Source organism: Terriglobus aquaticus (assembly GCF_025685415.1).
Taxonomy (GTDB): domain Bacteria; phylum Acidobacteriota; class Terriglobia; order Terriglobales; family Acidobacteriaceae; genus Terriglobus; species Terriglobus aquaticus.
The window spans coordinates 2,019,907-2,034,681 of record NZ_JAGSYB010000001.1 but is presented as its reverse complement, the minus strand read 5'-3'; the positions used below and the strand labels follow the sequence as shown (position 1 = coordinate 2,034,681).

The window sequence follows — 14,775 nt, the reverse complement described above, 5'->3', positions numbered from 1 at the left end:
GCGGTTATCGCAACGCCACCGCGCACAATGGGACAATACATCAGAATGACCGCGGATCAACTGCTGCTCAGCGTTACGGCCGAAAGCGAAGCTCTGTCGCTCGACGACGCCCGCGACCTCATGCAATCCCTGCTCGCCGGTGAGTTCTCCCCGCAGGAGATGACGGACCTCCTCACCGCCTTGCACGAGCGTGGCGAAACCGCCGCCGAACTCGCCGGCTTCGCCCAGGCCATGCGCGAGGCCTCCATCACCCTCCCGCTCACCGACGCCGAGCGCGACACCCTCGTCGACACTTGCGGCACCGGCGGCGACGCAAGCGGCACCTTCAATATCTCCACCGCCACGGCGCTCGTCGCGGCGGCCGCCGGCGCCCGCGTCGCCAAGCACGGCAACCGCAGCATCACCTCGCGCTGCGGCTCGGCCGACGTGCTCGAAGCTCTCGGCATCCCCATCGAGCACACGCCCGAATCCGCCGCCGAAGCTATCCGCCGTCACGGTTTCGCGTTCCTCCTCGCCACCCGCATGCACCCCGCCATGCGCATCGTCGCGCCGGTGCGCCGCGCCCTTCCGTTCCGCACCGTCTTCAACCTGCTCGGCCCCATGACCAACCCTGCGGGCGCTCGCCGCCAGGTGCTCGGCGTCTACTCGGCACAGGCCGTCCCGCTCGTCGCCGAGGCCCTCGCCACCTCCGCCCACATGCACAGCGCCATGGTGGTCCACGGCGAAGGCGCAACCGGTGGTCTCGACGAACTCGCACTCTCCGGCCCTAGCACCGTCGCCACCGTGCACGGCCCCGAGGTCCACGTGCAGACGCTGCGCCCCGAGGACGCCGGCCTCACGCCCTCCACTGACTTTCTCCAGGGCGGTGACGCCCGCGAAAACGCCGCCATCCTGCTCGAAATCTTCGCCGCCGGAAGCCCCGGCTCCGCAAGCTCACCTCGCCGGGACATCGTCCTTCTCAACGCAGCCGCCGTCCTGCAAATTGCAGGCATCGCGGACTCGCTCGTTCACGGCAGAGAGCTCGCGGCCCACGCCATCGACTCCGGCGCCGTCACCCGCCTTATCAACGCGCTCCGCGGTTAGCGAATCCCGCGAATCGCTATGGAATACTTGCCCGCATGATCGTCCGCGACCGCCCCAGTGTGTGGCAGCTCTTCGTCATATACCGGCTGTCCATTCTGCGCCAGATCGTCTGGCAGGTGCTCAGTGTCGCGGCGTTCTCCGCGTGGGTCGTGGCAGCCAGCCAGCGCTGGCCTGCCACCTTCCGCAGCTTCAGCGTGGCTCCGTTCACTCTGCTCGGCATCGCGCTTTCCATCTTTCTTGGCTTCCGCAACAGCGCCTGCTACGAGCGCTGGTGGGAGGCGCGGCGCCAACTCGGCGCACTCATCGGCGTCCAGCGTTCCCTGGCTCGCCTCACCCGGCAGACCGCTCCTGACTCAGACCAGGCGCTAGCCGAGAACGCCATCTTGCATCAAATCGCTTACACCTATAGCCTCATGGCGCACCTGCGCGATCAGCCCACGCCTGCAGAGGCAGCCGCGTACGCTCTACCGCCGCCCGCGTCAGCCGTCACTCTGCGCAATCTGCCCGACAGCATGTTGCAACAGCTTGCGGCCGTTTACGCCTCCATGATGCGCCGCGGCAACTTCGGCGAGATGCTGTACTGCCGTTTCGACGAGCGTCTCACGGAACTGGCTGCGATCCAGGTCGCCTGTGAACGCATCAAGGGCACACCCACTCCGTTCACCTACACGCTTCTGCTCCATCGCACCGCCTACGCCTTCTGTTTCCTGCTGCCATTCGGCCTGGCGCAGACGTTCCACTACGGCACCATCCTGTTCTGCTCCCTCGTCGCCTATGCCTTCTTCGGGCTGGACACGCTGGGCGACGACCTTCAGGAGCCCTTCGGCAACGGCCTCAACGCTCTTCCGCTATCCGCGATGGCCCGCACGGTTGAGATCAGCCTGCTCCAGATTCTGGGCAGAACTCCTCTCCCGCTGCCGTTGCAGCCCATCGACAGCATCTTGCGCTAGAACACGCGGCTCCACCGACTGCCGAAGTGCGTCGTTCCGGTGCGTCGCTTCAAGGCATACAGCGCGGGGGACGCGGCGCGCATCCCTTCACCATCCATGCTTCCCATCCTGCAGCGGCGCTTCCGTGCGCTGGAGAACAGCAAGTCCGCCATGCTCGATCAACTGAGCGGGATTCCGGCGGCGCGCCTGAACGAGCGCCCCTCCGCCAATAGCTGGTCCGCGGCCGAACTGATCAGCCATGTCGCCAACGTGGAGCGCGAAGTGCTGGAAGCCGTCAAGCACAAGATGGCCGAGACCGACGAAGCCTCCATCAAGCTGCGCGACCGTGTGGGTTCGCTCATCGTGCGCAACGTCATGCGCGCACCCCTGCGGGTCAAGGTTCCGGCGGAAGTTCCCGGTGTCCTCCCCGACGAGAACGCCAACGCCGACCAGGCCATGGCGGAGTGGCAGTCCATCCGCGAGCAGTGGCGCAGCTTTCTCGAGCACGCGCGTGGGCCGCAACTCAAATCTCCCGTCTTTGCCCACCCCAAGGGCGCATGGTTCACCCTGCCGGAGACTGTCCTCTTTCTCCGTCTGCACCACGACCACCATCGCGCCCAGATCGGCCGCATCGCCCGTGCCCTGTCTGCGCGCGAACCCGTTTGCGTGGCGTAAAAGCCCGCTGTGCAGCAGTTGTGGACGTCGCGGCGCCAGCCGACGTATCATCCGGCACACTGCACCATCTCACCCGGTCTGCCCATCCGCTTCGCCAGCGTGCGCACGATGCCAATCGCGCCGCCCACAGGTTTGCAGCAGCTTTCAGGAGACCGTCTTCATGTCATTCCGGCATCACGCACGTCTGTCCCTTGCAGCAATTTCCGGCTTCGCCATCGCCTCGTCCGCGGCCTCTGCACAAGGCTCACTCGCCGCTCGCACCCTCATCCGCGGCCCCATTCAGGAAGACGTCCGCACTGTCCTTGCCGGCAACGTGCGCTCCGCGGCCGCAGACCCCGCCAACGACCGCGGTGAAGCCAACGCGACGCTTCCCCTGGAACACATGATCCTGCAGCTCAAGCGCTCGCCCCAGCAGGAAGCCGCCCTCGACGCCTACATCGCAACGCTCAACGACAGCACCTCGTCCAACTACCACCACTGGCTCACCGCCGCTCAGCTTGGCAGCGAATACGGCCCGGCAGAGGCCGACATCGCGGCCGTGACCGGGTGGCTCAAGTCGCAGGGCTTCAGCGTCAACTCGGTCGCCGCCACCGGCATGACCATCGACTTCTCGGGCACCGCGGGCCAGGTTAAGTCTGCCTTCCGCACTTCCATGCATCGCCTCTCGGTCGACGGCGCCAACCACCTCGCCAATACCAGCGATCCGTCCATTCCCAGCGCGATCGCCGGAGTCGTCGAAGGCATCGCCAGCCTCAACGACTTCCGTCCGCACCAGCTTCACCACGCCATCCACCCCTCGCACTTCGACCCACGCACCGGCCAGCAGACCACTGAAGGTACCGCCGTCTCCGCCGCCGGCGCGGTCCATCCCGACTACACCTATACCTCCAGCGGCAGCACCTACCAGGCGGTCGTCCCCGGCGATCTGGCCACCATCTACAACCTGAACCCGCTCTTCTCGTCCGGCGTCTCGGGCCAGGGCCAGACCATCGTCGTCATCGAAGACACCAACGTCTACTCGACGGCCGACTGGACGACCTTCCGCAAGACGTTCGGCTTGTCCTCCTACACCTCTGGCTCCTTCACCCAGCAGCATCCCGGCAACTGCACCAACCCGGGCGTTAACGCCGCCGACGGCGAAGCGATTCTCGACGCAGAGTGGGCCTCCGCCGCCGCTCCGTCCGCCGCCATCGTGCTCGCCTCCTGTGCGGACACCAGCACCACTTTTGGCGGCCTCATCGCGCTCAACAACCTCATCAACTCGTCGAACCCGCCCAAGATCGTCTCCATCAGCTACGGCGAGTCGGAGAGCGAGAACGGCGCATCTGCCAACGCCGCCTACGCCTCGGCCTATAAGAACGCCGTCGCGGAAGGCATCTCCGTCTTCGTGTCCTCCGGCGATGAGGGCGCAGCCAGCTCTGACGCCAACGCCACCAAGGCGACGCACGGCATTGCCGTCTCCGGCTTTGCCAGCACGCCCTACAACGTAGCCGTCGGCGGCACCGACTTCGGCGACACCTACGCCGGCACCAACTCCAGCTACTGGAACTCCACCAACACCAGCACCTTTGCCTCGGCCAAGAGCTACATCCCTGAGATCCCGTGGAATGACTCCTGCGCTTCGCAGCTCATCGCCAGTAAGTCCGGTTACTCCACCACCTACGGCACCTCGGGCTTCTGCAACTCAACGACCGGCAAGCAGTACTACCTCACCACGGGCTCCGGCTCGGGCGGGCCGTCCGGCTGCGCCACCGGCAAGGCTTCGACCACCGGCGTGGTCAGCGGCACCTGCAAGGGAACGGCAAAGCCCAGCTTCCAGACGGGTCTGCTCGGCGTCCCCTCCGACGGCGTGCGTGACATCCCAGACGTAAGCCTCTTCGCCGCCAACGGCGTCTGGGGCCACTACTACGTCTACTGCTACACCGACACCGCAAACGGCGGCACCTCCTGCTCGGGCGCTCCCAGCACCTGGTCGGGCGCCGGTGGCACCTCATTCGCGTCGCCCATCATGGCTGCCATGCAGGCGCTGGTAAACCAGAAGACCGGCTCCGCCTGGGGCAATCCCAACCCCACTTACTACAACCTGGCAAGGGCTGAATACGGAAGCACCGGCAATAGCAATTGCAACTCCACCAACGGCGCCTCCGGCACCTCCGGCTGCACGTTCTACGACGTCAAGCAGGGCGACATCGACGTGAACTGCACCGGCACCCACAACTGCTACCGTCCCAGCGGAACCAACGGCGTCCTCTCTACTTCCACCACCAGCTACCAGCCGGCCTACGGCACCACCACCGGCTGGGACTTCGCCACCGGCATCGGCACAGTCAACGCCTACAACCTCGTAGTCAACTGGGGCACCGTCAGCCACTAAGTGCGCCCCATCGGCCACCGACGCGCCTCCCATCACCCCCATGCAGTGTCATCCTGAGCGAAGCGAAGGACCTGCTTTCCTCCGCACCGGCACTGAACCAACAACAAACGGGGCACTCAAATCGAGTGCCCCGTTCGCTTGCAACCAACACACTCCAAACTAAGCCGCTTCCGCCACCATCTCCGCCTCATCCTCCACAATCTCGCCAGCATCCTCTACCGGTGCATCCAGCTTGATCGCGTACCGCGCCGCCAGGTCCGGCGCATACTTCGCAATGTCATTCCGCAGCCGCAACAGCGACAAATCCTTCGCCTTCGACTCCAGCATGATGTCCGTGTCCAAATGCTGAATCGATCGCAGAAACGTGATCGTCTCAAACGGGTTGTTGAAGTCCGCATGCCCGGTCCAGATCGGCGGCTGCAGCACCGTCTCAATCAGCCCGGTCTTTTTGCTCTTGCGCTTGATCTCGCGCATCTCCGTCCGCGCGCAACTGTAGTGCATCTTCGGCCGCACACCGTCAGGCCACGTCTTCAGAAAGCGCTCCAGCGTCTCCACCATGCCCAACCCCTCCGGGTTGAAACACCAGTGATGCTGATAGTCAAACACGCACTTGACTCCCGTCCGCTCGTGCACACTCAGCACATCCGCTGCGCTGAAGCGAATGTCATCGTTCTCCAGCACCAACCGCCGCTGCACACGCTCACTCAGCCGCGGCCACGTCTTAACCCAGTTCGCCGTGCCCACCTCGCGGTTGCCGTAGGCTCCGCCCACGTGAACGACCATCACCGCCTCAGGCCCTAGCTCCATGTAATCCAGCATGGTCGCCTGCGACTCCAAATCTGCAATCGACTTCTTCGTCAGCGTCTCGTTGTCACTGTTCAGCACAATGTACTGCGACGGATGAAAGCTCAGCCGCAGTCCCTGCGCGCGAGCCATGCGGCCCACGTGTGCCAGATCGTCGCGACTCTCCTCCACCATTCCGTGGAACTGCGGCATGTCCGGATGCGTGTGGTACGGCGCCAGGTCGCTCGACATGCGATACATGCGAATGTCGTGCTTGCGCAGGTACGCAAAGATGTCGCACAGGTACCCCAGCGACACCCGCAGATGCGGATTCAGCCGCCACCCGCGCGTGTCGTTGCTCTTCAGGCCCGGCGCACCCATCACCTTCACCGGGAATCCCAGCCGCATCGCCTCGGCAGGGAAGGGCGGCATCGTCAACCCGTCGGCGTCCGTCGCAGGCATCCGGCAGTAACTCATCGGATCGATCAGCCGCCGCTCCGCCTCTTCGGCAGCTTCCTGTTTCTGCCGCTCGCGTGCAGCCTTCATCGCCGCTTTCTTCTTAGTAACCTTCTCCTTGGCCTTGCGCTTCGCCTCACGCTCCTGCTGCGCCGGCGTCAACTCCTTCGCGGCCTTCTTCGCTGCTGCCTTCTTCGCTGCTGCCTTCTTCGCTGCTGCCTTCTTCGCTGCCATCTCCGGTCAGATGCGCCACGCGCCGCTGGCGAAAGCCTGCGAAATCCGGGTGAAATCGCCCCATGAGAAAATAAATAGGAATGATATCCGTCTCCGGCGTCACCATGCGATACGGCTCGAAGATCCTTTTCGAGGACGTATCCACCCAGTTCATTGCAGGCCGTCGCTACGGCCTCACCGGCCCCAACGGCGCCGGCAAGTCCACCTTCATGAAGTGCCTCACCGGCGAGATCGAGGCCCAGAAGGGAACCGTCATCCGTCCGCGCAAGCTCGGCATCCTGCGCCAGGACCAGTACCAGTTCGACAACTACCGCGTCATCGACACCGTCATCATGGGCAACGCCCCCCTGTGGGCCGCCCTGGAAGAGCGTGAGGCCCTCTACAACAAAGCCGAGCTCTCCGACGAAGACGGCATGCGCCTCGGCGAACTCGAAGGCACCGTCGCCGAGGAAAACGGCTACGAAGCCGAGTCCGACGCCGCCATTCTGCTCCAGGGCCTCGACATCCCCAACGACGTCCACGAGCGCAAGATGTCCGAGCTCCAGGGCGGTCAGAAAGTCCGCGTCCTTCTAGCGCAGGCACTCTTCGGCGACCCCGAAGCCCTGCTCCTGGACGAACCGACAAACTACCTCGATCTCGAATCCATCCACTGGCTCCAGGACTTCCTGCTCAACTATCGCGGCACGCTCATCACCATCTCGCACGACCGCCACTTCCTCAACGCGGTCTGCACCCACATCGCCGACATCGACTATCAGACGATCATCACGTACCCCGGCGGCTACGACGACATGGTGCTCCAGAAGACCAGCGTCCGCACCCGCATCGAGTCGCAGAACGAGGAGCGCGAAAAGAAGATCGCTCAACTCAACGACTTCATCGCTCGCTTCTCTGCCGGTACGCGTTCGTCCCAGGTCAACAGCCGCAAGAAGGAAGTGGAGCGCCTCGCCACCACTGAACTCGCGCGCTCCAACATCCAGCGCCCCTACATCCGCTTTGACCAGGCGCGCCCTTCCGGCAAGCACGTGCTCGAAGTAAACGCGGTCACGCACACCTATGACACGCCGGCGCCTGACGGCACCACCGGCCCGGTCTTCCAGCCCTTCACCTCTGCCCTCATGCGCGGCGACAAGGTCATGCTCATGGGTCGCAACGGCACCGGCAAGACCACGCTGATCAAGTCGCTGCTCTCCGGCATGCCCGACGTGCAGGACAGCGATTTCCCGCGCTCTCAGGGAGAGGTCAAATGGGGCCACGAGGCCCAGATCGGCTACTTCGCGCAGGACCACACCGCCGCCATCCCCGACGGCACCACCGTCGCCGAGTGGCTGCACTCCTGGGACCCCAAGAAGTCCACGGAAGAGATCCGCGGCATCCTCGGCCAAATGCTCTTCCGCGGCGAAGAAGGCATGAAGAAGACCGACGCACTCTCCGGTGGCGAAGCAGCCCGCCTGCTCTTCTGCAAACTCATGCTGCAGAAGCCCAACATCCTCATCCTCGACGAGCCCACCAACCACCTCGACCTCGAGTCCATCAACGCTCTCAACCAGGCGCTGCAAAAATACGAGGGCACCGTCCTTCTCGTCACCCACGACCAGGACCTCATCGAAGAAGTCGGCACCCGCATCTGGCATTTCCAGAACGGCACCATCACCGACCACAAGGGACCCTACGAGGAATACCAGCAGCAACTCGCCCTCACCGCGCAATAAGTCGGCACCCAATAAAACCGAGGCCGCGGCGTTCATGCGCCGCGGCCTTGCAGTTTTCGCAACACAGACACATCTTCAGCACGCCGTCGCCGTGCCATCGCCCAGCGCCGCCGCAATCAGGTCCTTCAACCGGAACGACCCATCGCTCGCGGCATAACTCACCGACCGAGGCTTGCCCGCGCCCACATCGCGCGTCGGCGTCCACAGCGGATCCAGGCTCACAAAGGAGTACGAGTCGTACTGGATTAGCCCGGCAATTGTCTCGGCCACAATGCGTCCACCCACCGCGCCCAGCTTTGGCGTGTCGATGAACTTGTCGCCCTCGGTGGTCACCACCTTCACCTTCTCCACGTGGTGCCGCGTCTCCGCCAACGTATAGATCCACAGCGGACAATTGTTAGCAAAGCTGCCGTCGCCAAAGTCCGCATTCGAACCCTTCAGATCGGTCGGATCCCCAGTGAATTTGCCGATCTTGATCTCGTCATCCGTGAGCGGTATCACGCCCATCGCACGCGCAACATCCTGCCCGCTCGGCAGACGCATGCGCCAGCCACGCTGCAAATTCCGCAGCGCCAGAATGTTGGGATTGCTCGCCACGGAATCCGGCAGCGTCGACAGCCCACCCACCAGCGACGTATCGATCTTGTACGCCAGTTGCAGCCGGTTCCGATTGGCCGGCAGCGTCGGATCAGGATTGTCCACCAGCGTCCCGTATGCCAGTGGTGAAAGATCCGCAAACCGGTTCCAGTCGATCGCAAGATCACTCTGCGGCGGTTCGAAGCCGCGCAGGTCCGTCGCCTTGCCACCGGCCATCGACGGTCCCGCTGCAAAGATCGGCAGCAGAGCGTCATCGCCATCGTTCAACCGGTAGCCCGGCCGCACCATCGAGTGGCCAAACCGGTAGCACGCCGCTGAAAACTCCAGCGGCATATACGCCAGGTCCCGCGCATGAAAGAACTCCGTCGTGATGTTGGTGCGATGACCGTCAAAGCGCACCACCTTTTCCAGCACTTTCTTACTCACGATGCGCTCCAGAAAGTCGTGCAGCACCACCCACTGGTAGTGGAAGCGCACCTCCTGCTGCACGCGCTGGAACTGCCACGTGGGGTTGTCCTTCGCCACGCGGTTATGAAAACGGTGAAACAACCCCTGCATCTGCGACACGATCTTGTTTTCGTCGTTGCGCGGGTCGCCAATAATCGCGCGTCCGTTCGCGGCGCGCGGCAGGTCCGTCGCATTCGGATTCGTCGCCGCACCCGTCAGCGCAGTTCCGCGCACCAGTTGCGCTGCGTTCACGCCAGTGCCTGTGCAATACATGTATGGCTGGTCGTCCGGCCCGCGCCCATACACGTTATCCAGGTCGAACTTCGGCGTCCGGTAATCCTCCAGCGCATCCGGATCGTTCTGTTTCTGCAGACTGCTCGCCGGGTCAAACGTCAGGTCATGATCGATGAACTGCCCGAGGTACGTGTACGCCGCGGGTATGCCGCTCTCCTCCGCGTCGGGACCATCCTTTGCCGCAAAGTCACCGTTCATCTGCGACGCCAGAGCTGCGAAGTTGCTGTTGTTTGCTGCCTCGTCCGCACCGAAATCCGCTGCCGGCAGCGTTCGAAACATGCGTCCAAACGGTCCGTCAAACAGCAGGGAACCGCGGGACAGGTCTGCGCCGCGCACACCACCGTGTGCGCGTTTGATACGTGGTGGGTTCATAGATAACTCCTCAACGTGCGAGAAGGGCCGTAACAACTTCGCGCGGACAGCCGTACACCGCGAAACGAAACTGCTTGGAAGAAAGGGAGTGCCCGCAGTGTTACAGCACAGATCCGGGAAGAAATACTGCGGGCCACTCAGGGAACGGGCCACCGTGGATGCGTCGCGGGGGAGTCAGCAGCAGCAGACTGCAACGTGCGCGTCCTACTTGAAGCCGCGTGAAATCTAGCATGCACCCGGCGCGCTTACAATCAATTTCTGTCGGCTGCAGCGTGCTTTGTGCATTCCTGCAAACGCGCAAAAGGAGCGAGCCATGGCCTCAGAGGACTACGAACAGGACGAATCCCGCAACGTACTCGGTCAGCCCCTGCAGACCTGCGGCACTGACCCGGTCACGGGCTTCTACCGCGACGGCTGCTGCAACACCGGCCCCGACGACCGCGGCGTCCACACCGTCTGTGCCGTCGTCACCGACGAGTTCCTCGAAGCCTCCCGCCGCCTGGGCAACGACCTCATCACGCCGGCGCCCCACTTCGGCTTCCCCGGCCTGCACGCCGGCGACCGCTGGTGCGTCTGTGCTGCCCGCTGGCTTCAGGCTTACGAGGCCGGCTCGCCCTGCCCCATCGTCCTCGAGGCCACGCACGAGAACACCCTCCGCATCATCCCGTTCGAAATCCTCCTGCAGTACGCCGTCATCCCCGACAAGCTCGTCTAAAACACTTGGTACCTGCAGCACACCCAGGGCAGCCCGTTCGCGGGCTGCCATCTCTTTGCGCCACACGGGACCGGCCTACGCCATTCGCGCACAATTCATCCGCTTGGCTTGACATGGCGTTGCGGCTAACTCATCCTGAAGGCAACGCCTAAATCTGGGAACCGGTCGTGTGCAAACCCGCGCACAGCGCCAAAGAACCGGGCCCTCGCTCGTTCCGAACCATCGACTTTTTACCCCGGTGATCGTCGCTGATAGCCCCGGGTGCAAGCCTTCAGGAGCCAACCAGTTGAAGACCCATTGTTCCAAGCTGCGCGCGAGTGTATTCGTTGCCGCCCTCGCGGTTTCCGCCGTAACCGCCACCGGCTTCGCGCAAACCGCCGCTCTCGGTAACATCGCCGGCGTCGTCCGCGACGCAGCCGGTTCCGTCGTTCCCAGCGCCACCGTCACCGTCATCAACACCGGCACAGGCGCCAAGAAGGACCTCACCACCGACTCCGACGGCCACTACACCGCCACCTTCCTGCAGCCCGGCACCTACGAGGTCATCATCAGCGGCTCCGGATTCGGCCGCGTCGACCAGAAGAACGTGCAGGTCACCGTCGGCAACACCAACACCGTAGACGCCACGCTGCCCGCCGGCTCCGTATCGTCGGAGGTCACCGTCACCACCGATGCCGTTCTGGTCGACAGCGATCGCACCGACCAGTCCCAGGTCGTCGGCGAGCGCCTCGTCAACAACCTGCCCGTCAACGGCCGCCGTTTCGACAACTTCGTTCTGCTCACGCCCAACGTCGTCCCCGACGGCAACTCGGGCCTGCTCAGCTTCCGCGGCATCTCCGGCCTCTACAACACCAACCTGGTCGACGGCGCCAACAACAACCAGGCCTTCTTCTCTGAGGCTCGCGGCCGCTCCATCGGCGCTCCCTACGTCTTCCCCATCGACGCCATCCAGGAATTCCAGTCCGCCACCTCCAGCTACTCGGCCGAATTCGGCCAGGCCGCCGGCGGCGTCATCAACGCCATTACCAAGTCCGGCACCAACTCCTTCCACGGCGACGCCTACGAGTACTACCGCACACCCGGCTTCAATGCGCTTGATCCGCAGAACAAGTACCAGGGCCGCACCGGCAATAACCCCCTGTTGCTGCAGCAGCCCATCAAGACGCAGCACCAGTTCGGTGCAGCCGTCGGCGGACCCATCATCCGCGACAAGATGTTCTTCCACGCCGTGTACGACGGCTATCGTCGCCGCAACCCCATCACCTACCTGTCCACCTACAACACCGCGACGCAGAACATCTCGCAGCTCGTCGCCCTGTGCGACGGCCGCACCAGCAACTACCTGACCCGCGGCTCGGCGATCTTTCCTTCGGTGATCCCAAACATCACCGCAGCGCAGTGCAGCGCCGCCGTCAACTTCATCAACGGCACCCAGCTAGGGTCCTTCCAACGCAACACCAAGCAGGACATCTTCCTGCCGCGCCTCGATTTCCAGGCCACGTCCAAGACACACCTTTCGGCGTCCTTCCTCTTTGAAAACCTGCAGATTCCCAACGGCTACAACAGCAGCACCACCGTCAACAACGGTGGCGTCTCGCAGAACGGAACCATCAACTTCCACGAGCGCTTCCTGTTCGCCAACGCGGAAACCTCACTTTCCAGCACCGCGACCAACGTCGTGCACTTCCAGTGGTCGCGCGATCTGGAAACGGCGTCCACCAACTCCGGCGGCCCGGCCATCAACATCACCAATCTTGCTTCGTACGGCGAAACCAGCGCCCTTCCGCGCGGAGCCTTCCCGGATGAGCACCGCTGGCAGATCACCGACATCTACAACACCGTTCGTGGCAAGCACAACCTGAAGGTCGGCGTGGATATCAACCTCATCCACGAGCAGATCTCCAACCTCTTTCAGGGCGATGGTTCCTTCACCTACGGCACCGGCAGCACCGAGTTCAACTTCGCCAACTGGATCCAGGACGTGTACCAGGTCAACGGCGGCCGTCACTACAACAGCTTCACCCAGGTGAACGATCCCATCACCCACGTTGGTGCCGACGATTTCTGGAACAAGGATCTCGACATCTTCGTGCAGGACGACTGGAAGATCACGCCCAAGCTTCTGCTCAGCATGGGCGCGCGGTACGACGTCCAGCTTGTGCCTCAACCGGAACGTCCGAACACCTCTTCGCCTGTGGCGCAGACCTACACCAGCACCATCAACATCGATTACCACATGGCTGCGCCGCGCTTCGGCTTCGCGTGGACGCCGCACGAAGGTATGGTGGTGCGCGGCGGTTACGGCCTCTTCTTCGCGCTCACGTCGAACTCCACCTTCTACGCGAACCGCCGCGAGAACGGTGTCTTCCAGCAGCAGTTCAACGTAAACGCGATAACCAACCCGAATACGCCCTACGTGGCTGCCGGCACCGGCTGCACCCCCGCCGTCGGCACAAACCGTTGCTTTACGCAGTCGGGTACCTACGCCAGCTACGCCCCCCAGGGCGGCATCCCGGCCTTCACGCCGCCCGGTCCGGCACCCATCAATCAGGTCACCGGTGCTGCCACTCCGGCCGTCAACCCTGGCCTGCCCCCCGGTACTCTCGGTGCCCGCGGCAACGACCCCAACTTTCTCAATCCCTACACTCACTCCTACGACCTCTCGGTCGAGCAGCAGTTGCCGCTCCGGTCCACCCTCAGCGTTGGGTATGTTGGTACGCGCGGCATGCGTCTGCCCATCTTTGTTGACACCAACGTCGATCCCACCTCTGCCGTGGTGCGCAACTACACCTACATCAACGCACAGGGCGTGTCGCAGGTTATTCCCACTCCGTACTACACTCGGCGCCTCTACACCACCACTGGCACCATGCTCACGGGCTTCTCTGACGTGAATAGCTGGTACAACTCGCTTGCCGTCAGCCTCAGGAAGCCGCTCTCCCGCAGCTTCCAGGTCCTGGCCAACTACACCTGGGCTCACGCCATGGACGGCGGTCAGGTCTCCGGCGTAAACGGAACCTTCAACGGAACCGACGTGGCCTTCGACCCGTTCGCGCGCGGTCACCGTGCGGGACGCGCGGCTGAGTATTCGCGCTCCGATCTCGACGTTCGTGGCCGCTTCGTCGGCTCCCTCGTCGCAATCTCGCGTTTCCCCATCGGCAACAAGCTGGCTGCGTACGCGGCCAACGGCTGGCAGTTGACCACCACGGTCACGGCACAGACGGGTCTGCCGCTCACCGCATTCATGAGCAACTCACCCGTATCCGTTATTGGTGACGGTGGCCTCACCGGTGCCGAGCTCTCCCTGAACAACGCCGGCACTCCCGGTCGTGTTCCAACCGCCGTCGCTCCCCGCAACGCCTTCAAGGGACCGGGAGTCCACAATACCGATCTGCGCCTCTCCCGTGAGTTCCCGCTCCGGGAAGGCATGCGCATCGAAATCGCCGCTGAAGCGTTCAACATCGCGAACCATCGCAATCAGCTCGGCGTAAACCAGACCTTCGCCACCTACCAGACCGCTGGCACCAGCACCACCGCCGGCAGTGGCGGCGCAGCCACTACCTGCCCGGCAACGGCAACGGACGGCTGCATCGTCCCCTACACCCAGACCGGCTTCGGTGCGCAGACCAGCACCTCCGGCATCCTGTACACACCGCGCCAACTGCAGTTCCTGGGCCGCTTCTTCTTCTAGCCCACACTGCAAGGCAAGCAGCAACAGGAAAGCCCCGGCCAGCGCCGGGGCTTTCTGTTGCACGAAATTCTTGTCAAGCCCCGCCTGCAGCTAAGTGGCACTGTGCCAGCACCTTACGCCCTGCGCAGAATTACCCTCGAACTTTCTACAATGGAAGCAGAGAGACAAACTAGCGAACCTGGAAGACGCTGTAGGTCAGCACTCCGCACCTAACTCGAATAAACAGAGGAACTTACACCTAAGTTCTTTGGCAGGAAGAACTTAGCCACTCGGCCGGCCACAAGCCACCAAAAATGAAGAACTTACAAAACTGAGGAGGGGGGGAGGTATGGTGCACCCGAGAAGATTCGAACTTCTGACCTACAGCTTCGGAGGCTGCCGCTCTATCCAGCTGAGCTACGGGTGCACTAGAC

Annotated in this window: 9 protein-coding genes and 1 tRNA gene; 7 read left to right on the top strand and 3 right to left on the bottom strand. The window is 63.4% G+C overall.

Annotation, left to right across the window (positions count from 1 at the left end; translation table 11 throughout):
- Window positions 1–45 precede the first annotated feature (45 nt).
- The 4 genes from trpD (at window position 46) to OHL12_RS08500 (ending at window position 5,061) form a co-directional block, all read left to right on the top strand.
- The gene (gene trpD / locus OHL12_RS08515) at window positions 46–1,083 is read left to right on the top strand and encodes an anthranilate phosphoribosyltransferase (protein WP_263413397.1); all 1,038 of its coding nucleotides are present in this window, start codon (window positions 46–48) and stop codon (window positions 1,081–1,083) included.
- Between the two features lie 35 nt (window positions 1,084–1,118).
- Entirely contained in the window at window positions 1,119–2,033 is a 915-nt protein-coding gene (locus OHL12_RS08510; RefSeq protein WP_263413396.1) for a bestrophin family protein, read from the top strand.
- A 96-nt stretch (window positions 2,034–2,129) separates the two neighbouring features.
- Complete coding sequence (locus OHL12_RS08505) at window positions 2,130–2,687, top strand: DinB family protein (protein WP_263413395.1); 558 nt, start codon at window positions 2,130–2,132, stop codon at window positions 2,685–2,687.
- A 160-nt stretch (window positions 2,688–2,847) separates the two neighbouring features.
- Window positions 2,848–5,061 carry a S53 family peptidase gene (locus OHL12_RS08500; protein WP_263413394.1) on the top strand — a complete coding sequence of 738 codons (2,214 nt, stop codon included), beginning with the start codon at window positions 2,848–2,850 and terminating at the stop codon, window positions 5,059–5,061.
- Window positions 5,062–5,220: 159 nt separating this feature from the next.
- On the opposite strand, the gene uvsE is transcribed toward OHL12_RS08500, so the two are convergent.
- Window positions 5,221–6,534: a UV DNA damage repair endonuclease UvsE gene (uvsE, locus tag OHL12_RS08495; protein WP_263413393.1), complete on the bottom strand. Its 1,314-nt coding sequence runs from the start codon at window positions 6,532–6,534 to the stop codon at window positions 5,221–5,223.
- An 80-nt stretch (window positions 6,535–6,614) separates the two neighbouring features.
- Between uvsE and OHL12_RS08490 the strand changes: the two genes are divergently transcribed.
- Window positions 6,615–8,246, top strand: coding sequence for an ABC-F family ATP-binding cassette domain-containing protein (locus OHL12_RS08490; RefSeq protein WP_263413392.1), 1,632 nt, complete (start codon window positions 6,615–6,617; stop codon window positions 8,244–8,246).
- Window positions 8,247–8,321: 75 nt separating this feature from the next.
- Here OHL12_RS08490 and OHL12_RS08485 read toward each other — a convergent pair whose 3' ends face one another.
- On the bottom strand, window positions 8,322–9,956 hold the full coding sequence (locus tag OHL12_RS08485; RefSeq protein WP_263413391.1) for a peroxidase family protein: 1,635 nt from the start codon (window positions 9,954–9,956) through the stop codon (window positions 8,322–8,324).
- Between the two features lie 313 nt (window positions 9,957–10,269).
- Here OHL12_RS08485 and OHL12_RS08480 point away from each other — a divergent pair, with 313 nt between their 5' ends.
- Entirely contained in the window at window positions 10,270–10,671 is a 402-nt protein-coding gene (locus OHL12_RS08480; protein WP_263413390.1) for a DUF2237 family protein, read from the top strand.
- A 286-nt stretch (window positions 10,672–10,957) separates the two neighbouring features.
- Complete coding sequence (locus tag OHL12_RS08475; RefSeq protein WP_263413389.1) at window positions 10,958–14,362, top strand: TonB-dependent receptor; 3,405 nt, start codon at window positions 10,958–10,960, stop codon at window positions 14,360–14,362.
- 329 nt (window positions 14,363–14,691) lie between these two features.
- Here the strand turns inward: OHL12_RS08475 and OHL12_RS08470 are convergent.
- Window positions 14,692–14,768: transfer RNA gene (locus OHL12_RS08470), tRNA-Arg, on the bottom strand.
- Between the last annotated feature and the right edge of the window lie 7 nt (window positions 14,769–14,775).